The organism is Methanoregula sp. (assembly GCF_050010295.1).
Taxonomy (GTDB): Archaea; Halobacteriota; Methanomicrobia; order Methanomicrobiales; family Methanospirillaceae; genus Methanoregula.
On record NZ_JBEKLH010000007.1, the window covers coordinates 74,319 to 97,894 of the forward strand.

Here is a 23,576-nt window from a genome sequence, read left to right on the forward strand (position 1 = left end):
TTAAAAGATATGGATGGTTATCAGATGAAAAAAGGTGATAATGGCGGATCTATAGTAAATTCGATAAAAATGGGAGCAAATCCTAATAACACTATTTTTTATGAAAAAAAAATAGTAAATAACAGTATCTTACAAAGATCACAATTCACTCATTTATTCGAAAGAGATCAGGTTTTCTGTTTTTTCCACACATTAACTCAACAAATGATCTTTGGGGATAAGATCGTAAACGATCTTTTTACAACTTTTTCAAAAGCGACACCTGTTCAAAATGTAATCGAGAATTATTCTAAAAAATATTCAACAGAATCAATTACCCAGATTATACTGGATCTTTTAAAAAATGGGTTAATTTTCGAAGACACGGCTAAAGATGTTAAACTATATAAAAATCTATATCTAAAAGCATTAAACCAATATCAAATTCAGCACATGTATTTACTGCCAACGAATGCCTGTAATTTCCGGTGTAAATATTGTTTTATTGAAGATGAAGATCGATATCAAACCCCGATTTTTATGGACATGATAACCGCAGAAAATGCAATTATATCATTTGCCCAGCTCTGTCAAAAATCACAGAAAAATAACATTACTTTTTACGGCGGAGAGCCATTACTAAATCCCAAAGTAACGTTTTTCTCGTTACGTCTTATTCGTCAACTAGAGAATGAAGGAAAATTTGCCAACAAGGTTCAGGTTTCATTACTCACGAATGGCAGTCTAGTCGATCAAGAGGCTATAAGCGTTTTTAAAGAGACTAAACCATCTATCAGCGTTTCAATCGATGGCCCTCAGATCCTACATGATTCAGCACGCATTGATGAATGGGGTGACGGAACTTATCATGCAGCTATAAGGGGATATAGGCGTCTTCAGGATGCTGGATTAAAACCTGGTATCTCTTGCACGCTCAATGCGTTCACGATTAAACATATTGATGAAATTGTCGATTTCATAATTGATGAAATCAAGCCACAGGGGTTAGGTTTTAATATCCTTCTTCCTCAGATAAAAGGTCTTACCCCCTGTTCCGATCTCGATTATGAATTTGCATCTCTTCAACTTATCAAAGCGTTCAAACGTCTTCGAGAAGCCGGTATATATGAAGATCGTGTGATGCGTCGAGTCCGTCCCTACATATCCCAATATTTTCATTTCAAAGATTGCATGGGAGTAGGAGGACAGATTGTTATCTCACCATCAGGAAGATTTGGTCCCTGTCAAGCGCTTCTAGGAATCGACGATCAAAAGTATTTCCCGCATTATATCAATCATTTTGCTAGTGAATATCAACAACTTACGTCCGAAATTATTTATAAGGACCCACTTTTTTTTGAATGGTGCCATCGTTTTCCCTTAAATATGAGTGAGTGTATAAATTGTCAAGCAATTTCAGTTTGTGGGGGAGGATGTCCGTATGCATCTATGGTTACAGATGGATCCATATGGGAAATTGACAAACGGGTTTGTTTTCAGGCAAAAAATATATTAGAGTGGATGATATGGGATACTTACGAGCATATGAATAGTGAAGTGAAGAATATTTATGGATATGAATTATAATATATCGAATTATGTTTACTAAAAGATTGTTGTAAGTGTTCTGACAAGTTGTCGGTTGATACGGTATTTTTTATGAGAACGAAAATCAGAGATCAACCGTAAACTTATCAGAACCCGCTTGGACAATTTTTAATCTGAATAAAAGGGGATTATCAAACAGGAGAGGGGACATCTCGAGGAAAGCCAAAGATCTTTTAATTCTGATTAAAAATAGTCCTAGTGGACTATCCGCTAGGACAAGCTTGGAAGGTTTGATTATTGCACTTTATTCATTAAATTTATTGATTAAAAACCAGGAATAGATAGTATCAAAAAAAGACTAAATCATCGTCAGATTCCTATTTTGTCTCTGTCTCACCGTATTTCTAAATTGTAGAAAAACACGGATTTTATTGATCAAAACAATACGATCAACAGGATGTCTGTTTCCGTTAATTGCTATTAAAGGAAAATGAAACATGCAAAATTTTGATGGGGCTCTTATCTTCTATACCGCCGGAAAAATCTGGCCCGGAAAACGTATCCAAACGAGAAGACAAATTCATGTCCCTTCATTAAAAATGCCTGGGAAATATTCCAGAATCCGGTTCCGTTCTGAATCTGCGATACCGGCATTTTTGGTTTGAATTGAACGCTCCACAATGAATTCTATGGCTGAATCCTTGCTGATAATCTGGCAGATGTTAGATTCACCCTTTTTTATGGACCAATCAAAGAGATAGAAGTATATTATTCCACTTGGTGCCCTGTGCACGAGGAGATCAGTTCCCCGAGAGATCGAAAAACCGCTCTCCGATGAATTCCGTGGGGATAGATAAAGGGCAGTATCAGATTTGGAGTTTAATGCCAAATGCCTCCATTCTAAAGCATTCAAAGATTTATTCGACATCTTGGTTTTCTCTGATAGGTTTTGATAGATTTGCGGTTGGGGACCGATTTTTCATCCCATTAAAATTCCACAGTCAACTTATCTCAACCAGTTCTGGAAACTTCACCTATGAGTGGGACTAAAGAATTACTTAGGTGGTTCACCAAATTTCTTTCAGATTCGGTGATAGATAATACTTTGGTATTACTTTTGTCCCACCAATCTAGTTATTCATAAAAGCGCATTTTTCTTATTAATGGGCGAAATACGAGGAAAGCCAAAAGAACAGATAAGTTATAAAATACCCTCTGATATTTTATCAAAAATCGATAGACTCGTTGAATTAAAGGAATTTAACAACCGTTCCGACGTTCTAACAACGGGCATGCGATTTTATTTTGATAACCGGGACACGCCTTCACAAAAAGACCAGTTAAAAGAGTGGCTACTCTCTGATGACGGAGAAGCCTGGATAAAAGATCTCATTCGAAAAGTTAAAGATGAAGATTAATTTTATCGGTGCTGTTGCATTTACGGTCGGTGACTAATACTCCCATCTCGTTGATTCTATCAAATCAACCGCCAATGCAACGGAACAGAAATAACATTCGTTGCATATTATGAATACTATAAAAACACTTCGGATTCCTAGATCCCTGATCCATTAAAATAATAGAATTCCGATTTTCCCGTATCATGGCATTGTTTAAGTGAGACACCTGCCGTCTATGCCTGGTATCGTGGACTTGGCCCTCCAATCACCTTCTATACGCTGTTACTCGGATAAAATTTCATTCAAAATCTCACTGTTGAATTCCTGTATTTATTATTGTGAAATCTCCCAATACTGAGGGAAAAATAAAGCATTCCTGAACACAAATATCCATTTCTCCAATCTCATTTTTTGAATAACGAGATGTTAAACAGATTACTCGTTGATTTGATGACCCAACCCATGGAACCGATTGGGTTTTTTTAGATAGAATAAAGGGACCGTCGATTAAGATATCCGTGGCAGATAATATTCGCTGGATTTGGGGATTTGAAGAATCATAAATTTCGTCGTACTCAAATCCCGTATAGACCATTGTTGACAGACCCAGTTCGTGAACCATCTCCATTAATTCCGCCAGTCCTGCAGGTTGTTCCAAGGGCTCACCTCCACTGATGGTAACGCCTTCAATTTGATCTTTCCTCGCCGCGATCTGACCTATCAATGTGGAAACAGGAAGAATATACCGCCGGATATGGGATTGTAATTCTAAATTCTGGCAACCTTCGCAATGGCGGGAACAGCCTTGGACCCAGATAACATCCCGTAATCCCGGACCGTTTGCGCGGGACCCTTTGACGATATGTGCAATATTGAGTAATGGGCCTGATGATAGTATTTTTACTGGTTTTTTCTGAATAACACCACCGCTTTGTTCCCTGGCATCATGTTACCGGAAATCAGTGACTCGGTCCTGAAAATTTCATCTCCTCGCGGATTTTCCGATACTTTTCCGGCAACATATCGAGGAAGGTGACTTCCCGTACCGCCAGCAGGATCATTTTTTCATAGTCATCACGGTTTGCCGGCGGCCGGTACACATCAAATCCTACTTTAATGTCTACAAGGGTCATAGTTGGTGACAGATTGCCCGGGTTATTGACAATCTTCCTGAATGTTGACTCTTTAACAAGGGCTTCAATTTCCGCACCAGTAAATCCTTCCGACCACTCCATAATTTTTTCCCAGTCGTTTTCAGACAAATCTACTTCAACGTGACGGCGACGGAACTGAATCGCAAAGATCTGTTTTCGGGCTTCTGGTTCTGGAAGGAAGAAGGGGATTACCAGATCAAATCGTCCTGCACGTTTTAACGCGGAATCAATTAAATCAGGTCTGTTGCTTGCCCCGATCCATAATACCTCACCTTCGAGTTCAGGATCTGACATAAACTGGAGCAGTTTTGAGAAAATCCGTTTTCCCACCCCGCTATCCCCTGATTCCCCACGGCTCCCTTCGCTTTGATCAATTTCATCAATGAAGACTACTACCGGTCGTAACGATCGAATAAGACTCAGTACGCGGGAAAGGTTCCGTTCCGACTGGCCGACCCACATATCCCGCAGGTCGCCAAGTTCTGCAAAATTAATACCGCAGGCAGATGCAAAAGATCTCGCAACAAGTGTTTTTCCTGTACCGGGTGGCCCGAGAAAGAGCAATCCCTTCGGAATTACATGACGAATGGGGGTTGAACCTGCTTTTGTATCCATCATCTGACTGATCATGAGGAGCCGGTCGGTGATTTTCTTTAATCCGCCAACCTGTTTGAATGCATTACTGCGGGATTCTGAATTTGATTCCGGTTCGGTGACGACAAGCAATCCGGAACTTTCCTGTATAAGGATTTCACGTTTCTGGTCTTTGATAAAATCTCCTGTTAATGTCCTGTCGTCGAGAATATTCACATGAAGAATCAGGTTTTCCAGACCGACATAATTCAGTCCTGATGTCCGGTCAGCGAGTCGCATAAGTTGTGTGGATACTTCATTGCCGAATTCAGATTCAGAAAACCGGGGCCTTATTGTATGATCTAGGCGGATTTTTAACATAGGTGTGACACGGGATCCACTGAATACCGATGTTAAGAATTTTAATCGATCCGCTGCACTGTCTGGCCGGGGTATCTCAATTGATTCTACCTGGCTCCCCCGGGTACGAAGTTCACTATTCAGTGCATCCGACGATTCGGCCAAAAGGATAACTAGGTTCTTACTCTGATACATCCATGGCGCCTGGGCCCACCGGAGTATTGCATCAGTAAGGACATTTCTCTCAACATCCCTGCTCTCCGGTGGAAGAACCATATGGAGGTTTTCAAAAATGATACAAATCCCCCCATTATAATTCCTCCGGAGGAGTCTTTCCATTCCCTGGAAATCTTCTCTCAGGGTCTCAAGAAGGTTGGGTTTCGGATCCAAACACACGCTGTTTTCAGTGAGAGGATTATTTGCAGTATCATCATCCTGGATTGTATTTGAACAGGCCGATTTTACTGAAAACCTGTTGGAAAGGCTGTACCGGATTACCCAGTCTTTTCTGGTGACTGCGCTCTTCTCCAGGCGATCTATTACGGGCATATATCCTTCATCAGGATCAAAACAATAATCGTTAATATTTCCGGTGACGGTGAAAACGCGGGAAACCCGTGCAGATTCCAGTTCAAGAAGTTTCTGGAGCCATGTTGGATCTTCTTTTAAAAACCCGTGTTCGATCCAGAGCTTCTGGAGTTGCTTGTCGCTATGGGAAAAAAAACTGTCAATCCATTTTGGTACTTTTGAATTACGTTCACCATGACCTGAACGCATCCAGTGGGGATATCGCCCGTCCGGAAAATTTCTCTCGAATAATGAAGGTTCAGAAATATTCAGACGACTGTCTAGTGATATGAGAAAATTTTGCGCACAATCGGGTAAATTAGTAATATTCGTTTTAAACTCATCAGAGGTCATTTGACGTTTCCTCCGATCTTTTTGCGCTGGCTGGCTTGTGAGCCGGGTTTTTCCCGTTCTTTCCCGTGAGGAACGTGGGGTCGGATTATCTCCCGTTTTTCTTTTGTGAACCCATGTTCCTTCATATCGAGATCGTAGATGTCAACAATATCAAAGCACTTGTCTTCGGAGATCGAACTCATTTCAAGCTCTTCCTGCCACGAATTCCCTTCAGAATCCTGGGGTTTTACGGTTAATACCAGATTATTTTTGGGGTCATCGATCTTTTCGAATACTACTTTCATGTCCCCTTCAGTAAAGGTCTCCTTGATCTGATATCCCTGCTTTTCCAAAGATACAATGCTTGCAAAAGCGTACTCCGCTTGCTGTGTTTGCAAGAGATCGATCTCATCCTGAAGGCGCTTTTGTTCCTCCTGCTTTTTCGAAACCTCTTTCAAATCATTTGAGAGTCTTTGATTGTTCATTCCATCAAAGACCGATTTCATGGTATTTTGTAATGCATGAATGCGGGCCTGGGTTGCGGCATGAATATCATCCGTGTAACCCGGGACCCGACTGCGATAGGTCACTTTAATTCCACTCATTTCAATCCACTCTTCTCAAGTCGTTTGCGGAAAAATTCAAGGGTTTCCTGGTATTCCGGATTAAACTTTTCTTCGACAACCCGTTCAACAGTGCATTCTAGGTATCGCTTTGCTTCATCTTCCAGCCTTTTTTTATCTGACCAGAACTCTGCTCTCTGTCGTGCTATATTATCGGATATTGAATTCTGACGTTCTCTCCGGGTCTGGAGCAGATCTAAGTTCTTTTTCTCTTCATTGAGGCTCTGCTGGAGTTTTTGGGATGCAATATGAGAGTCTTCAATATCCTTTTTTATCGTTGCTCTTTGTGCAGCAAGTTCAACAATACGATCCCGGTGCTTTTTTGTCTGATTCCGGAGGCTTTGCATGGTGTGATTTGCCTCATCAATTGCTTTTTGGATGCGGTTTCGAAGATCTCTCTGGCGGTACTCGATTGAATCTATCCGCAGTATGCCCTGTTGGATTTCATGGATTGCAGTTTCTGTATTATTAACGGGAGGTAGATACGAATGTACCCGGTCGACTCTCACCCGGTTCATGACCATCCTGATATCTGATGATACATGGTTGACCCGCGTTTCCCAGGTCTTCATTTCTGAAGCATAGGTCTGGAATTCCTTATTCAGGATATCCATTGTGTATTCGCGTTCTTTTAGTTCTGACTCGTAGTCTTTTACCATTTTTTCCCGGTCAGGGGCATCACTGGCTGGCGGAGACGGGTGATTTTTCTGGATCTCCTGGATCTCTGCAGTGATTTTTTTCATGGTGTCCTGTGGTGTTTTCAGGGCCTCTTCCAAGTGATTATTCTGAGATAGAATTTCAGAATAGAGAGTTGCATACATCTGGTCCGCATCATCACGGTTGGTATATTGTCTCAGGGATCCCTGGAGTTCAGGTTCAAAGGATCTGGCGGCATTAAAGATTGCATCAAGACCGATTTTCTGGATAATTTTTTGTTCTTCCTCTGACATCAGCGACGTATTCATTTCACTATAGGAGATTTCACGATCTAGGAAGTAGCGGTTGGTAGTATATTCCATGTGCCGGTAAGCGCACTCTTCAATGCATATCTTAAAATTAACTTCCCTGAGCTGGTTTTCCCCCTTAATGATGTCTTCCTTGATCTCCGTGAGGAGATGATAAAGGGTTTTTATCAAACGGCCGGTTTCAATGTAGCGGACATTCTCTGAATATCCCGAACGGAACAGGGACTCCCGTGACGATTTCTGTAATTCATTGTCTGCCCCGTCCATGAAGGAGACAAGTTCGGTTGCAGCATCGGAATGCCCAAATTTTTCGAGGGCTTTCACGCCATAATCGGCCTTCCCGCCCCTCGTGCGCGTGGTCCGGATAACGGACTTCACGCTATCAAGAGCCTGGATATAGTGGAGACTGGCAAGAGTTTCCAGCCCAACGGTCAGGAGGGGGTCATCAGTATTAAGGGAATTAAAAATTTTCTGGAGTTCTTCATTCAGATTGTTTGGACGGGATGCAATGAAAAGGTAAAGTGCTGAATTCCGGATGTCCTGCGGTACACCTGGACGATACATCAGGGAAATTATGGTCTTTCGGATCCTCTCATCGGCTGAAAACACATCATCCGTGTAGATTAACCGGCTGGTTTTTTCGTCCGTTGTCCTGTTTTTGTTAAGACTGGTGAGTATTTTTCCGAGCAGTTCAAGTGCCGGGTGGAAAACAGCCTTGGGAAGATCCGGTGTTTTCAGGAGATTACAGAGGGATTCGATATATTCACGGGTATTTCCCATGTGGCTTAACGCATGTAAAAATTCCGGGATCGTATCCTGGTAGCGAACTGAACCGGTATTCTTTTTGATATTGTCAAAGAGGGAGCCGGTAAGGAAGATCTGCATACCGATCTGGTTCTGGACATCCGGGGGGAGCGATGCGGTTCCGCTCCGATAGTGCTGCAGTATCTCAAGGAACCGGGGGAAATCAAAGAGGTCCTGCCCACCGAATTTCTGACCCCAGTGGTCAAGGTTCTTGAGCGCTGCCTTAATTGAGGTAAAATCATGACTCCCTGATATTGCTGCAAGGTGATACGCGATGATCTCAAAATCGGTTTCACCCAGAGGCCGGGTGTGTATTGATTCAAGAGTCCCGGCAAGGTCAAGGGGGTTTATCTCTTTTGAGAGGAGGACTTTCCGGATCCGCGTGTCATTGATGCGTTTTAAGGTGGTTGCGGATCGGAATGCAGTCTCCCTGCATGCCTCCTCATGAAAATTAGGGAGCGCCTTGTACAGGGCAGGGGAACTTTTTCCACGGATACCCCTACGGATTTCCTGGCTTAACCGGAGAAAAACATGGGGCATCTCGTGCCGGTACTGGCGGACCATCCGTTCCATCAAGAGAAAGAGTTCACAATCCTCGGGCGCATGGTCACGCCGGGTAAAAAATGAGAGGATGAGCTGGTCCAGCCATTCGTACCGGTCCTCTGTCGTTTTTATATTCTGTATTTTTTCTGTAATTGCTTTAACAGAACGACTGCGGATTGATCCGGAGGGGCTCTGGAGGGTGAGAAGCAGCACCTGGCAGGATCCGATATCTGAGGACAGGTCGTGGTAAAGGGTGTCAAATGCCGCATTTTTCTCCTGCTCTGAAGTATCCGGCGCCATAATTGCACTTACGGAATGTGAAATTGTAAGGGCAGGAATTGAGGAGCTTATCGTCATTTCTCATCGCCATTCCGAAGTTTCGATCTGCTTTGTGCCTGATCGCCTTCTTTTTCTTTCCGGAGTTTTGCAGTCTCCTTTTCAGGAAGCACGGTTGACGGGATACCGGTAGTCGCAGATTTCAGTTTTTCCTCTGAGAATACCTCTTCTGTAAGAACAAACCCACTCTTTTCGCTCTCTTTCTTCCACCATTCTTCTTCGTAATAAGGCACCGTGAGTTCCAGGTTCCCCACGGGGATGTCGTTTTTGTCCCTGACCTGGGCAAAAATTTCACCTGCGCGTGATTCACGGTGGGAGGGAAGTACTTCTGAAAGTGAAGGAGTGACCGCAAGGTGCCCGGTTACGAGATTGGGATCGTTTACATCTGGCAGGCGGGCTGCCTCTGTGGCCAGGAACACTTCCCGTTCTTTCAGTACGCGTTCATGTTCCTCACGGTTTGTCCGCAGGACCTGGCCGCTCTCATCGACAGCACGGTCTATATCCGTCCAGGTTTGTTTTATGCTCTCCTGGGCAGATTCGATTCCTTCCCGAAGGGTCTGGCACTCGCCGAGTAATCCGTTTGAATCCCTTTCCATCTGCTGGAGTTGGGAAAGGACGCCTCGTGCCCGTGTGCTGAGGTCCCGTCTCATAGTTTTTTCCTCCGTTTGATATCCGTGGCCATGCTGTCGATAGTCATGCCATACTGTTCCTTAAACGGCAGGGATTTGAGTGTGTTCCGGATAGTCCAGTCAATTCTCCAGTATTGGGCATCCTCGGTTTCCTGATTCCTCCTTAAGGTGTTACTGTTTGCTACCGCTGCTTCATCAGCAACAAATGTCTCGTGGAGAACACGGATGGCAGTCTTATCAAATTTTTGTTTTCCCACGTTTATACGGTTTTCAATAGCACTGATTTCCTGTTTTGCCAGTGGTATCATCTTCGCGATCTTATTACAACGGGTGTATGTTTGTGTTAATTGACGACTGAGAGACGTCTGCTGCTCCGCAAGCTCCCGGCGGCGGGATGACAGGCTGTTTTGTTCGTTCTGTGTCTTCTCAGATAATTTTTCAAAGGCCTGCTGGATAGAAATGATTCGTGCCTCGCAAGCCCGGAACTGCTGCTGCAGATCTGCCAGTTGCCTGCGTAAACCATTGAGACGTATAGTAAGCCCGGCGATCTGGCCCTCGACCGCTGCCAGTTGGGTCCCGAGAGAGTGATACTCGGATTCTGCCCGGGATAGGCGCCATCGGTAATTACTTAATTGACTCTCCGCACTCGCTCTCCTGCTCCGTGCTGCACTCGCTTCAGCCTCTGCACTCTGGGCCTCCTGGTTACATCTCCAGACTTCGTTCTGGTAACTCCGGTATGCCGATTCGTATGCATCTCGGTCGCTTTGTGTATTTCCGCTTTGGTATGGGGGGCTGAGGGATCGAGCACGGGACGCTGCATACGATGCTCTGTTCTCGGCGCTCCGGATCTGGCTGTCACAGGAAGCAATCTCCGACTCACATTCTCGTATCCCCCGCTCACATTCATCCATTTCTCTCTCTACCCGTAATATCTGGCCGAGTAATTGATTTGCAATAACAATCTGAGCATTTATAAGAGTAATAAATGCCCGGATTTCACGTTCAAGCGGGGCAATCCTTTCACTGATTTCACGGAGAATCCGGAATTCAACTGCAAGCTTTAACGCAGTTTCGGAACCTTTTGCCCTCAGCCAGATATCAGAGTGCAATAACTGACTCAAAATGCTTACGGATATTGCCCGACTGTTCAGGAAGTCGGCATTCATGTCATGGATATCTGAATATAATGCTTTGAGGTCTTCAGACAAGTCTGATAACCTCCTTATCGCCCGCTCCTGTTCTGCTGACAGATCCAGGAGATGCAACCTGTCTCCCTCACGTTCAATTTCTGCAGAATATCCAGTATTCTGAAGAGCTTCCGTCGCCTGTTGTGCAATATTTTTGTCTGAATTATCAAACGATGCCGGAAGGAGAATATTCACAATTTCGCGGTGGCCGAGACTGGTAAGGACCCCGATAATGTCAGGCCGTATGACTGCTCCCTGAGGAGACTCCCATATATTCCTGATGATATCCGTATAATCCAGTACTTTTATTTCTGATGTGGCGTCCAGTTTTGCCTGGAGTAACGGGGCATCAGAGATGTCATCATACCTCCCCTCGCGAAGAAGTTCCAGTAGATCAGGTGGCCTTGACCGGAGTAGTGAATGAAAAGCATGCCTGCGGACAAGCGGGGGCACATCCCTACGATACGCCAACGTGTGTAATGTGGAACGGATCTCACGATCGGGGAGAAGCTCACGCTCAACCTGGAATATCCGGCGATAATGATCTGTTGTTCTTCGGATGCTGGTGCAGGGATACTCGACGTGGCAGGTAAGCATCCCTGAAAGGAAATCTACAGCCGCAAGCCGGGTTTCTTCTTTTAAATGATATTTCCGGATAAACGTACAGACTACGGGCGCAAGATCGCGGGAACCGGGGACTTGGTGGAATGTCCGGAAAATCGTCTCAATGATTCCCGGGTAATACTCCTCATCTTCAAAAAGGACGAGAAGATCGAAAAGTTCCTGGGGGAAAAGGTACGTGATAATCAACTGGTTTCGTAATGCAGGGTCAATGTCAGGAAAAACCTCGTTTTCCAGATTGCGGAATTGGATCAGGATTTCCAGAAGCTCGTTATTCTCGCGGTGAAGCGGGAACTCTCCGACCCATCTCTGGAGATTTTGTAACACATGGTTGATAATGTCAGTATTGTAACTGTGTTTCACTGGATGCAGGTGAGCAACCAGCTCTTCCAGTGTCAGGTCCTCAAGTCTGCGACCATGAAATATCTCAAGGGTGGAAAGGATTGTTGAAGTGGGGATGGAAAGACTAACAAGGTTCTTTTTCAGCCTCCTGTCCCGGAGCCTCCCGATTACCGGTTTGAAATCATCATGTGATCGATGTGGAATATCTTCAAGAAATCTCTGTATCGTCTGTGCAGCTTGATCAGGCAGTTGTAACTGTAATCGTTTGTACGATTCCTGGATAAACCGTATATAGTGGTGTGGCCACTCGTGCCGCCCTTCAAAAATTACCTGTGCAAGGGCCAGAAATGCATCGGAGAAATTTTCGCACTCCCTCTCTAGGGCAAATAATTTTCCCAGCGCTTTTGTGAGGTATATCTCCTTTTTTTTGGAGTTCGCCCCGGTTACAAGCGTTGTAAAGGATGCTCTTGCGTGGGCTGCAATACACGGAGACCCCTCCATCATGGCAACGATAATAATGTCCGGCAGGGAGGGATCGTCCGGGTAATCCGAGATAATCCTGTCAAGGTTCTGGATACGAACGGAATCATCACTCGTGCAGTCGTACAGCACTTTACTTACATCACCAAATGTAATTCCCATACAACATTCATCAGTGTTTGAGCACAGCCACTGCAACAATTCCAATCGCAATAACAACCAGCAGACCCAGCTGGGCATAATACAGCGTTCTTGTGGGAAGGACGTTCTGGAGCCGTTCTTCGAATTGGAGGATACCGTTTAACATCTCCTTGTTTGCCTCTTTTGTTTCATGGCTCGACTGGTGCAATGCTTCAGAGAGTTCATTCTGTATGTGGGTCTGGTGCCTGGTCTGCTCTTCTATATTCTGCATTATCTGGTTCACGTGAGTCCGGGTATTTTCAGTTATCTCGGTCATTGGTCTCCCGATATCCTGAAGAGTTGACGCGAATTCTGTCTGCTTGCGCTGGGTCTCCTGAAGTGTTGCCGTGAGGTCATTTAATCTCGCAAGAATGGAAGGCAATGTTGACTGGAGCTCGTCGTGGAGTTTTCTTTCATTTTCAATGACCCGGTCCAGGCCCTTCAGAGTTGTTGTCGACTCCTGGTAAAATCCACTGATTTCATTGAGCTTTGTCCTGAATTCCTGGTTGCTCTGCTGTGACGATAATGACTGGGCAACAGTCCACTGGTTGAGATTCTCTGTTGCATCCTGGTACGTTTTCTCAACCAGTTCATGATGTTGCGACCACCGGGCCAGAAGGGATTCCATTCCTTTGACATTTGCTTTATTTGTCTCTTCAATTTGAGCGATATTTGAAGATATTGTCCGAAGAGGTTCGGCAGCATCCTCGAGATTCTTACCCCAGGTTTTCAGCCCTTCGAAATCCTGAATTGTATTAAGTGCCGTGGCCAATTCGCGGACAGAAACATTAAGGTCCGAAAGGATGTTCTGGTAGTTCTGCCCTATCTCCTCAAGCACCCGCTGCGATGCTTCCATCTTCTGGTTCTGCCTGTCAGCAGTCTGAAGATAGGCTGATGTTATTTTGTCAATGTGGTTTCCAACACTCTCCGCATTTGTTCCTAATGCTGACGCGTTCTGGCTGGCACTGTCAACAAACGCAGTCGAGACTCTGGAAAGCTGTTTCTCCAGCCTGAAAGAAAGGTAGACTAACAGTACAATTATTGCCACAATTCCAATACCAAAGACAATTGTCGCTTCTTCTGCCATGATTATACGCCCACTCCCATTGATCGATATTCACGTTCGAGATCTTCCAATAGCTGGCGGGACCCAAGCCCAAGAGTCATTTCCCGTAACCGTTTCCGATAGTCCTGTGTGTTTACTTTTCTCTCTTCAAGTTTCATAATGAGTGATTCAACTTCAAGTGCAACACGTAATTCCATTTCCTCTGACAATTCCTCAATAAGGGGTGAAAAATTCCGATCGCTTTTTAACACTGCTTTTCTGATCTTATCAACGATATCAACATTGAGCAGGATCAGGATCTGGTCTGTTGAGATCGGGGAACTGATCAAATCACGTGAGAGAGATAGTATATCATCCGCGTTCCTGTCAGACGGGCGCTGGGTTTCCGCTGGATGAACAAAATTCATAATTTTTGCAAGGTCTACAAAGAATTTTTTCCACCGGAACCCTAGGGATCCTTTCAAATCAGTTATCCTCTCAAGTTCTGCCCATTCATATTGTGTGCAGAGTGCTTCCGAATACGCCAGCAGGACTCGTTCAAATAACGGGTTTTGCTTGGTGAAAATATCCTTGTTTTTCCGGGTGATTTCAATAACCTGGGTCGGAGATGAGGTATTTGCCAGGACCTGATATGACAGGGTTGGAATCCGGAGTTGTGGATCTTTTAAGTCAGTTAGTTTTTTTACAAACCTGTCGGCACTGTTCTCATCATAACAGACAAGCCGGTTCTCGATTATCCGGAAAATAATTTCGCTGTTTTTTGGATTTTGCTCCAGAAGTTTCTGCCAGTACGAATAAGCATCTTCCCAAGCACGGGAAAATTCAAAAATTTCTGCCTTTAACCGCCACCATTCAGGATTTTCTGGCAGTTCAAAGTCCTTACAACGTTCTGCAACATCCCTGATAATTTCGGAACAACCAATTTTTTGTGCTGCGATAACAAGATACGGGAAAAACGACGGAATTTCACCCTTTTCGAGAATTTTTGAACGGTATTTCCTGTACAACTGGATGCCGGCATAATATCCCGACATACCTTGTTTGAAAAATTCTTCGAGAAGAATAATGTCTAAAGAGAATTGTTGTTCTTCGGATAGATTTCCGTTCGCCGTTTCTAGGAAACGCAGAGTTGACCCGAACGTTTCATCATAGAGACCCTGTTCTCGTGCAATTGCGCAGATGTTGATAAATTCATCAGCATCTTGTCCATCCCAAGTCGAAAGCAATGCCTCTTTTATCAGAATTTCTGATTCTTCTTTTAATCCATGTTCCCGTAATTCACGGATTGACTCATAGCGAAATAACGTGGTTTTATCCGCTGATGATATGCCCTGTTTTAAAAATTCTGATGACCGGGTTATGCCTCCCATGTCAAGAGAAAGCCGGGCGAGAAAAATATAGGACCGGTAATCATCTGCCAGTGGATTAAAGTGGAAAAGAACTTCAGCGGGAATAGAACTTGTTTCCGGCCAGCGTTTCAGTCCCTCGATAAAGAGACTGTTCCAGAACGGGTGGGAATTACAATAATTTATATCCGACTCCATGAGGGTGATTATGGATTTCTGCGAATTCTGAGATATCAGCCAGATAATTATTCGGATTTCAGGATCTTCCGCATTTTTTATTTTTTGAAAGTGAAGATTTTCATAGAATAAATTGAATCTTAAGGTGAGATATGCAGTATACTTTAGACCATCTTTATATGCAATTCCCGACTCACAGGAAGTTAAAAATGAAAAAACTAGTTTCTTGATGTTTTCTCTATCATTATCTGAAATTTCACAGCCTTCTTCTTCGTTTAGTACATAAATCCGAAGGTTATTCAATTGATTAAGATAAGAATTCATTTTATCACTAGTAAGAAAATCCATTTTTTTTCATCTCATATTTTAATCTCAATGAAAATGTTATGTTCCATTTTTTCTACTGACGTAAGAAGAAATCATATTAATAATAATATAAAGTGTTTTCTAAATCGTTTCGGTTCGTAAAAATTCTGATATATAATTGTCATATACTCACGATAACAAAGTTAAGGTACTGATCTCCCAACCCTGTTACACTTAAGATGGGGAAGAGTGAAAAAATGTCAACAAGCTTATATCAGATTTGTTAAAATTTGTCTCTCCGGATTATTACGGATTTCCAGAATTCCACGTTTTCATTTAATTTTTCATGAATACCATACCTAACCAAATTGCTCATTTTTCTTCAGAAGGAGTCATATATTAAGATTACCGGGTCAAAGTAGGACTTGCTGAGATCATGGATTCATTTTTGAGGAGATCCACCTCCTATGACTAATATTTTTTGACGAGGGCACTCAAGTTTCACGAATATTATCGTCCAATTGCTTTCAATAGTATCGCACCGATCCATACGACAAAGTTAATTATTCCACATACATCTGACACTTTTCCTACGAGCGCCCAATGGTCAGTTTCTTTTTTGTATTCTTGATTGTTAGGACCTCTAATTGGATATTTATAGTAGCCGAGACCGGTTAAAACTAAAATTTGAACGATCAATAACGCAAATCCACCGTTTAAGAGTTCTTTAATATGGTACAGAAATCCGATTAAGCTTAAACTCACTACGAAAAAGAGAAGGGTAATCGAAATCTTCAATGCGAAATAATTCTTCGAACTAAGATTTGTTATTATTTCGATTATCCGGAGATATCCGTAAGATAAAATTGCGGCAAAAATCCCCGAAACGAAGAGGTAAATTATTGATGAGAAAATATCCGCAGTTCCCGGTAGTAAAAATCCGGCCATTAAAAAGGTAAGAACTAAAAACGTCAAAATTACGTTATAGCCGATTAATTTGTCTTCCTCTTTTTCACTTTGAGCATACTTCGAAATTTCTTTCAATGCTCCATCAGCTAAATCAATCAGAGAATTCTCATTTTGTGATGATGAACTTGATTTTTTAGCCATTTGTAACAAGAAAGCTAAAGGCAAATAAAATAGTATCTATAAACTTTTACGAGAGGATATGAGTAGAATTGCCAATTCTTATCCGTATTCTCGCTTTGAAGTGCTATGTTCTATTTTTCGGCTCTCCGCAGGTCACAGTCAGTAATGAGGTAGATGCATCGGTCACCTTCTCCTCGCTTCCCATCAAAAAAAACACGTTATTAATTCGACTTCTTCTTCAGTCTCTCGATCAGAGCTTTGATGAAGAGTTTCGCACCTTCAACGTGCATATTGATACCATGATCATTCTGTAGAAGGAAGGTCATACCAGTGGCCCCCATTTCTCATCCGGAGAAGATAATACCCTAAAAGCGGCCTGAGATCTTATTTCAGAAATAAGGTCCGCAATTTTGGAATTTTCAACAGATTTATCGGATTTTGTTTTTCGTAACTTGCGTTCAAATTCAAAAAGGGGTGCTCTTTGCGCTTCTATTGCAGCCGCAAGAAGAGGTTCATGATATCTTCCAGAGACTTGTGTTAACCGCTCTAAATTCTGAGCATCAAACATTAATTGATCAACAACCGCCGGATCTTTCAGAATCCCTAAAAGAACGAGTGCACCATGATGTATATTTGGGCTGACGATCTTATCCCGACAGAATCTGAAAAGGACTTTTTTTAAACTCTCTTTTAACAAATCAATATCGGATGGATTGACATTGAGAGTACTCATATAATAATAAAAAATCCAGAGTGTTTTTTCAACAATTTTGACGTTTTTTGACTTTAATGCAGAGATTACTTGATTGAGTTGGTTAGAGTTTAAATGATATTCCCCTCGATACCGATCAATTTCATCCAATGTTGCGATGATATCTCCTTCATCTTTTAATTCAAGCAATGGCAATATACTATCGATGAATTCTCGACGTTCATCTGCCTTTTTTAAAACTAAATATACTGCGTTTTCATCCGGATCTTCAATTCCATAATCTGCAAATTGATCATTTTTAATTGCAAGAATAAGTCCACGTTTTCTCAAATGCGCGATTTGTCTATTGATTGTCGGTATTGTATAGCCTCTTTCATCAGGATGTAATTCAGTCAACTTCTTAATAAGTGCCCGTCTCCTCACCATCCCTGAAGATTCAAGCATGTTGATTATTTCTGTATCAATGTTCATATCAAATTACCAATAATGACTATCATTTCCAAATGAATATGGTATCATTTAATATATCAATTTTTGTATTATTGAAAATATCAACTTAAAGACCCTAGTATTTTTTGGTGAATAAGAAAATGCACAAATCCTTTCTGAATTGTCATAATCTTCTCACGGAGATTGAAAACGAAACTGTAAGAGAACGCAGAGAAGAACGGATTCTCCCAAGCGGAGGTAATCGGGTTCGCCCTGATACGGTTGGTTGAGACCGGCAAATGACTCGTAAAATCTTTTCGAAAGATTACCGGACATATACCCAATGGCTTACGGCAGTATCGAGAACCACGAAATACGCAAGGCAGATCATCAGGAATCATAAAAGATTCACCAACCTTTCCCTCAAGGAACTCAAACACCTGAACATTGCGGATATTGATCAAAGTGGCTTTGCGTGGCATTCCATATTTGTGCAGGTGAAAAATGATTGATCACTGGGGGAAGGCAATAAAAATGATAGGGGCCGCGATCGGGATGGTTTTAGCATGTCTTGCAGTCAATAATTTTTTACCTGTTGCATGGTCTACTGAAGTCAGGTTGTTATACGTTTTTATTTTAGTGATTTTCTTTGCCTTGATTGCCTTGATCGTCGTTGTTAATGGCCTGATAAGCGAGATTAAAGCATTAGAGAAGAAAGAAAATAAAGAGAATTAAATCCATCTCTTCCCTTACTCTGGGCCTTTATCGAAGCCAGACCGCTGCGGCTGCTTCGGGATCTCCTTATCGCACTTCCCCACCTACGAGGACTCCTGCTGGCATCGTCACACCCGTGGGAATCTTGGTGGGGTAGGTCTGGTCCTTTCTCCCTGAGAGAGTGGTGTAGTTGGAAGGGATGGCGATTTGCTGGGTTTACAATCAGCATGATGCCATTCGCTGAATGTACGTATCAATTCTGGGTATGTTTCTGACTTCCAGTTAGAATCCTTCGACGAAAAGAATATGGTTTTTCCACAAACCGGACATGGAACGTTGAATCTCCTTTCTCCCGCTAATTCTTTTTTCTGCGCTTCGAGCACGGTTATCTTTTTTACCAGTTTTGAAGTTTCTTCATACGGGGCAAGTTTGTTGAGGATAAAATCGGACATCCACTTCGAAAGGGGCTTGCCGGTTTCCTTTATGATCGAATCTAGTTTTTCCTTTTCATCTTTTTTCAGTCGAAAGGTTACTGAGGGATTGTTCTTCAGATACCGTTCCTGTGATGGAAATATCTTTTTTGTCATAATCGGGCTCCCGAACTCCAAACTCGGATCTGCAAATTACATTCTATAGCGCAATCTACAGTAGCAATCGATACTGTAATCGTACGACAATCTGTAGAAGAATCGACATATTGCAATCTATATTCGGACATTGCGATTTTGCGCAGCCTCCTTGTGAGTGAGGCAATGACCGTAGACACGCCTCGTATTGCCCTTGTTGTCCATACCTCTCCCATACGTGAGATCATAATGGCAGGGCACGGATCTTCACGATCAAATACGGTCATGACCCGACCAATCTGATAATCCTGGGATTTCAGGAGTCTAATATTTATACCGGTCATTTTCCTGCACTCCATGAAAAAAAAGGTGGAACATTCATGGCCCTCCGCTGATTTGGTCGTTCTGCTTTGCACGGGGTGAAGGACGCATCCCGGACAGTTTACAGGAGGCTTTGCTTCCACTCCCGCGCCGGGACATCTGGGTTCGTCCGACCGCAGGATCTTGCTTCGTGGTCTTCACCGGGGGAGACTGGGGATCTACAGGCTGAGGTTGCGGGGTCGCAGCGATGGGCAGGAAGAGCACACTGCCTTCATGCTCGATTCGCTTGACGCGCAGGGTCTCACCGTTGCTCCGGTTCCAGACCTCAACACCATCGCTGGCAGGAGTTCCTGAACCCACCTCACTAGACTTACCAGGGAGTGTATCATCCGAAGGCATGGACACGGAACTGTCAGCTTTTGGCACGACCGGCCCGGGGACTTGTGTGCACCGCCACTCACCGGGGTGACCAGGATCCTGCCTGCACGTCAGATGAAGATCTCCATCGTTGTTCTCCTGCAGTACTATCCTCTCCTGATGAACCGGAGAGGTTGACCCCGCTGGGGTCTTGGGCACATCTTGCTCGCCCGACGTGGATTCTTTAGTGTTTCCGCTCATAACATAACTCCATAAGATTGGTATTCCAGATTGGTACACGATGATGCCACGCCGAGAGCGTGGCACGTGAACTGCGATGCTCGCCGGGCCGCTCACATCGTAATCACCCCCTGAAAAGCGAAGATTGCAGGAACGGGTTCGTTCGTGAGAAGGAGAGGCATACCCGGGAAAATGGTATCGGCCGTCATCTCCGTTGCCTCCGATCGGGTTTAGCCGGGGTTGTTTTCCCCTGTGGAACCTCGGCAATTCGAATTTTCCCAAGGCTTACCAGTTCAAGCGCAACTTTTTTTAGTACCGGAGGTAAAGAGTCAATTGTATCCCGGTCTGTAACGTGAACAGGGGGATGCTTCGCTTCTGACATGCATAAATAATATTTCACTGCTGCGACATTGCGATTTTATCATCAGCATACCCCCTTGGGTTTGAACTAATTTGAAATCCCGACGGCAAAGGATCTGGAGAATCAAAGAGTTCATATTTCAGTCGCGCGAACTCCTCACTGAAATGGGCCGCATTCAAAAAAGAGAACGGGGGGAACACTATCCACCCGGATTCATTAAACTAAAAATCATCGAATATGTTTACAACAATGTAAACGGAGTTAAAACACCGGTTCTCAAGGAGCATCTTAAGATAAAATATCGTGTCGGGGAGACGAAAGGAGTACTAGGACATCTCAAATCTCTCGAAGAAAAACATTACATCAAAGGTACGCACGAACCAGGCCTCGACACCATTTGGTTTCCACCAGATACATTGGATCACCTCCCTGCTTTATTGACGGATCGGGAAGTATGGGGGGCCTTACGAGTAGATAAGAAACCTGTTGCAGACGTTATAGATTGGCTGCAAGACAATTGCGATAGTGTCGTAAAATTGTACAACACCCAATTTTTCAATAAAACTGTAAAACCCCAGTTAGTCCAGAACCTCTACTCATCTCCGCCACTATTAGATGAGTTCAATGCGATCCTCGGTACTGACCTAAAGAGTGTCCCGAGATCAGAAACTGATGAAAGGGCATTGCGGGAACTCTATAACCGAGCGCTATCAGAATCACCAACGGTTATGTACCATATGTACATCCCAAGCCTGCTCATTCGGGCCGGGCTCTATGCCATACAGATAAACTCCAAGATGTACGTTCAGATCGCTGAGACTGCTCTTCAGGATAATCAGAATCAATATCCGTTCGTACGCCATCAATTGAGCGAAGTTCGGAAGCAATTGCAATCCTGGAAGGATACCGATCACGTACCGGGAGATATGTTCAAAAGTATTGAGGCATTTGGTCTTGCATCCGTATACGTGGGAATGTCTATCGATCATATTCAGTTGCCTCATATTGGTGAAAAGATCGATTCAATTCTCTGGGATCCTGCAACTAATGTAACGTTGGGAAAATATCTTAAAAATCCATTTTTCTCGGTTGAACACATGAAATTTTTAATAATACTGGCAGCAGTCTGGGGCGCGTTCTCAGCCAAAAAGTGATATTCTTTCGGACCTATCAAAGTTAGTCGGTATTTCCGTCTGAGGAAACAACCTTTTTAAGAATCTGAAGGAGATCGGGATATTGATCGATATATTCCAGGAGCTTGGTGCGGCGCGTTTCCTTTTCTTTCAGCGATTCTATCTCATCCTGCATTTTTGTTATCTGTGCCGCAAGTTTCTCATTCATTGCCCGGAGTCCTTCGATACTCTCGCCCTGTAATTGGAGTTTTCCGGTCAGCTCTGTTGCCGTTTCTCGGAACTCCGGAGGTATGCCGATCGTCACGACATGCTGAACTGCGAGGTAAGCCTTTCCAGCTGATTCTTCATCGATACGGCGGTAAGAGCTATCGAGATAACCTTCGTGTCCGCAAAGGTGCTCGGCAAGCGTCTTTTGGCCTGCCATGCTTAATTGACTGATGAAATATTTTCTGAAGGAATGAATCCGGTACTGGTTGCGGCCGGTCTGCTCATCCGCAGAGTATAAGCCGGCCTGACGTAATGCATTCTCCCACATCGCGTTTACGGCGTTATCACTGACAGGGAAAAGAAGGTCGCTATCGGGGTCTTTCTTCGCACTTTTACCCGCGCGAACAAGCCCGGCATTTCGTCCTGAGGATCCTTTGATGTATGCATCCCGCTTTTCGAGCCATGCTTGAACACATCGGGCCGCCTCACTCGATATAAAACTGAAACGGATTTGTTTATTCTTAGTGTTCCGTAGGATGAGTTTTACCGGGTTACTTTCAAAGTCTACATCCGAGAGTTTAAGGGACAGAATTTCATTTAGCCGGGCTCCTGAACTTGCGAGAGTAAGGACGATTGCTCGTCCTTTTATATCTAGTTCCTTAAGGGCCGAATCGATCACCTTTGCTGTCATAACCTTGTCAACAGTACCGGCCCCGCCTTTCATCTCCCGCTTTAAATCCCGGACTGTCTTTCCCTTGAATTTTGCACCATTGTCCTCAAGGATCCGCCGGCCGAACGTCATTATCTGACGTGCTGAAAGGAGACTCGCGCTCTCTTCCTTCAAGCAATTTGCGAACTTCGTCATGTCCTCGTCGTGGTTGCGATCCATATCTTTGAGGTATTGGTTGAACAGGGTTTCATAGTCATAGACTGCCCGACTACCATCATTGTTTTTTTTCGGGAGTCCGTTCATACATCGGAGAAATGACTCGATAGCATTCTTGTAACCATTACCTGTGCTCTTGTTACTGTACGATGCAACAAAAGCAGCAATCTTCCCAGCATTGCTTTTTTGGGTTTCTGCTTTCTTTGCCATAGTATAGCGTCAGCGTCATGAGAATATAAATCCTACGCAAAATAACACAGTATACTCTAACTTTTTTTAAAGAAATATCTTTGATTGTGTTGAGTTCATCGGAATCGAATCAGGATGATCAACATTTTTCCCCGATCCGTCGATCTTTCTGTCCTTGGAAATATATAAGAACCTTCCTCACAAATAACATAAGACTGTTATTTCATTATTCAACAGTGAGGTAGTAGATGACAACAGTATACGATGTCCCCGCTGACCACATCATCCGGAGGGTTGCCGAGGAGCTCAAGAAGCGGAAGGAGATCACTCCACCCGCCTGGGCCGCCTTTGCAAAGACCGGGGTGCACAAAGAGATGCCCCCGGAAGACCCCGACTGGTGGTTCATCCGGGTAGCAGCAGTGTTGAGGCGCATCTATGTCGACGGCCCGCTGGGTGTCGAGAGGATGCGAAGCTTTTACGGCGGTAACAAGAACCGCGGCTCCAGGCCCAACGCGTTCCGCAAGGGCAGCGGGTCGATCCTGCGCAAGTCCGTCCAGCAGCTGGAGGCAGCAGGGCTCCTTGTCCACGACAAGACCGGCCGGAAAGTCTCGCCTGCCGGTATGGCCTTCCTCGATGCCATGGCACAGGAAGTGAAGATGACTCCGCCACCGCCCGTCCCGAAACGTGCCAAACCGGTTGCCGAGGAGCCCAGGAAGGCCGACGGCAAGAAGGAAGGCAAGAAGAAGGGCGGCGAGAAGGCGGCCGAAGGCGCCGAGGGTGCCAAGGCCGAGAAGAAGCCGGCAGCCAAGAAAGCCGAGAAGAAAGCCGACAAGGCAGAAGCCCCCAAGTGAGG

19 protein-coding genes are annotated in these 23,576 nt (G+C 44.0%); 5 read left to right on the forward strand and 14 right to left on the reverse strand.

What is annotated here, in order from left to right; all coding sequences use genetic code 11:
* The first annotated feature begins 9 nt into the window (after positions 1 to 9).
* Complete coding sequence (locus tag ABSB80_RS09780) at positions 10 to 1,566, forward strand: radical SAM protein (protein ID WP_428370436.1); 1,557 nt, start codon at positions 10 to 12, stop codon at positions 1,564 to 1,566.
* Between the two features lie 541 nt (positions 1,567 to 2,107).
* On the opposite strand, the gene ABSB80_RS09785 is transcribed toward ABSB80_RS09780, so the two are convergent.
* Positions 2,108 to 2,416 carry a hypothetical protein gene (locus tag ABSB80_RS09785; protein WP_428370437.1) on the reverse strand — a complete coding sequence of 103 codons (309 nt, stop codon included), beginning with the start codon at positions 2,414 to 2,416 and terminating at the stop codon, positions 2,108 to 2,110.
* Between the two features lie 274 nt (positions 2,417 to 2,690).
* Between ABSB80_RS09785 and ABSB80_RS09790 the strand changes: the two genes are divergently transcribed.
* Positions 2,691 to 2,945: a ribbon-helix-helix domain-containing protein gene (locus ABSB80_RS09790; RefSeq protein WP_428370438.1), complete on the forward strand. Its 255-nt coding sequence runs from the start codon at positions 2,691 to 2,693 to the stop codon at positions 2,943 to 2,945.
* Between the two features lie 292 nt (positions 2,946 to 3,237).
* Here ABSB80_RS09790 and ABSB80_RS09795 read toward each other — a convergent pair whose 3' ends face one another.
* The 10 genes from ABSB80_RS09795 to ABSB80_RS09840 all read right to left on the reverse strand — a co-directional run bounded on the left by ABSB80_RS09795 (position 3,238) and on the right by ABSB80_RS09840 (position 17,764).
* Entirely contained in the window at positions 3,238 to 3,846 is a 609-nt protein-coding gene (locus tag ABSB80_RS09795) for a 4Fe-4S single cluster domain-containing protein (RefSeq protein ID WP_428370515.1), read from the reverse strand.
* Positions 3,847 to 3,886: 40 nt separating this feature from the next.
* On the reverse strand, positions 3,887 to 5,935 hold the full coding sequence (locus tag ABSB80_RS09800) for an ATP-binding protein (RefSeq protein ID WP_428370439.1): 2,049 nt from the start codon (positions 5,933 to 5,935) through the stop codon (positions 3,887 to 3,889).
* Positions 5,932 to 6,519 carry a hypothetical protein gene (locus ABSB80_RS09805; protein ID WP_428370440.1) on the reverse strand — a complete coding sequence of 196 codons (588 nt, stop codon included), beginning with the start codon at positions 6,517 to 6,519 and terminating at the stop codon, positions 5,932 to 5,934. The genes ABSB80_RS09800 and ABSB80_RS09805 overlap by 4 nt, the downstream gene beginning before the upstream one ends.
* On the reverse strand, positions 6,516 to 8,111 hold the full coding sequence (locus tag ABSB80_RS09810) for a hypothetical protein (RefSeq protein WP_428370441.1): 1,596 nt from the start codon (positions 8,109 to 8,111) through the stop codon (positions 6,516 to 6,518). The genes ABSB80_RS09805 and ABSB80_RS09810 overlap by 4 nt, the downstream gene beginning before the upstream one ends.
* Positions 8,112 to 9,202: 1,091 nt before the next feature.
* Complete coding sequence (locus tag ABSB80_RS09815) at positions 9,203 to 9,835, reverse strand: hypothetical protein (protein ID WP_428370442.1); 633 nt, start codon at positions 9,833 to 9,835, stop codon at positions 9,203 to 9,205.
* Entirely contained in the window at positions 9,832 to 12,606 is a 2,775-nt protein-coding gene (locus ABSB80_RS09820; RefSeq protein ID WP_428370443.1) for a coiled-coil domain-containing protein, read from the reverse strand. Before ABSB80_RS09820 ends, ABSB80_RS09815 begins: the two co-directional genes overlap by 4 nt.
* A 10-nt stretch (positions 12,607 to 12,616) precedes the next feature.
* Positions 12,617 to 13,711, reverse strand: a complete 1,095-nt coding sequence (locus ABSB80_RS09825; protein WP_428370444.1) for a kinetochore Spc7 family protein — start codon at positions 13,709 to 13,711, stop codon at positions 12,617 to 12,619.
* A gap of 2 nt (positions 13,712 to 13,713) precedes the next feature.
* Positions 13,714 to 15,561 carry a tetratricopeptide repeat protein gene (locus ABSB80_RS09830; protein WP_428370445.1) on the reverse strand — a complete coding sequence of 616 codons (1,848 nt, stop codon included), beginning with the start codon at positions 15,559 to 15,561 and terminating at the stop codon, positions 13,714 to 13,716.
* 468 nt (positions 15,562 to 16,029) lie between these two features.
* Positions 16,030 to 16,629, reverse strand: coding sequence for a hypothetical protein (locus tag ABSB80_RS09835; protein WP_428370446.1), 600 nt, complete (start codon positions 16,627 to 16,629; stop codon positions 16,030 to 16,032).
* A gap of 301 nt (positions 16,630 to 16,930) precedes the next feature.
* Positions 16,931 to 17,764 (reverse strand): hypothetical protein, encoded by an 834-nt coding sequence (locus tag ABSB80_RS09840; RefSeq protein ID WP_428370447.1) that lies wholly within the window; start codon positions 17,762 to 17,764, stop codon positions 16,931 to 16,933.
* A gap of 489 nt (positions 17,765 to 18,253) precedes the next feature.
* On the opposite strand from ABSB80_RS09840, the gene ABSB80_RS09845 reads away from it, so the two are divergent.
* A complete protein-coding gene (locus ABSB80_RS09845; RefSeq protein ID WP_428370448.1) occupies positions 18,254 to 18,484 on the forward strand; it encodes a hypothetical protein in 231 nt (76 codons plus the stop codon).
* 107 nt (positions 18,485 to 18,591) lie between these two features.
* On the opposite strand, the gene ABSB80_RS09850 is transcribed toward ABSB80_RS09845, so the two are convergent.
* The gene (locus ABSB80_RS09850; RefSeq protein ID WP_428370449.1) at positions 18,592 to 19,050 is read right to left on the reverse strand and encodes a hypothetical protein; all 459 of its coding nucleotides are present in this window, start codon (positions 19,048 to 19,050) and stop codon (positions 18,592 to 18,594) included.
* 357 nt (positions 19,051 to 19,407) lie between these two features.
* Positions 19,408 to 19,968 carry a hypothetical protein gene (locus tag ABSB80_RS09855; RefSeq protein WP_428370450.1) on the reverse strand — a complete coding sequence of 187 codons (561 nt, stop codon included), beginning with the start codon at positions 19,966 to 19,968 and terminating at the stop codon, positions 19,408 to 19,410.
* Between the two features lie 504 nt (positions 19,969 to 20,472).
* On the opposite strand from ABSB80_RS09855, the gene ABSB80_RS09860 reads away from it, so the two are divergent.
* A complete protein-coding gene (locus tag ABSB80_RS09860; RefSeq protein ID WP_428370451.1) occupies positions 20,473 to 21,462 on the forward strand; it encodes a hypothetical protein in 990 nt (329 codons plus the stop codon).
* 22 nt (positions 21,463 to 21,484) lie between these two features.
* Here the strand turns inward: ABSB80_RS09860 and ABSB80_RS09865 are convergent, their stop codons facing one another.
* A complete protein-coding gene (locus ABSB80_RS09865; protein ID WP_428370452.1) occupies positions 21,485 to 22,744 on the reverse strand; it encodes a tyrosine-type recombinase/integrase in 1,260 nt (419 codons plus the stop codon).
* Positions 22,745 to 22,971: 227 nt separating this feature from the next.
* Here ABSB80_RS09865 and ABSB80_RS09870 point away from each other — a divergent pair, with 227 nt between their 5' ends.
* Entirely contained in the window at positions 22,972 to 23,574 is a 603-nt protein-coding gene (locus ABSB80_RS09870; protein WP_428370453.1) for a 30S ribosomal protein S19e, read from the forward strand.
* Positions 23,575 to 23,576 lie beyond the last annotated feature (2 nt).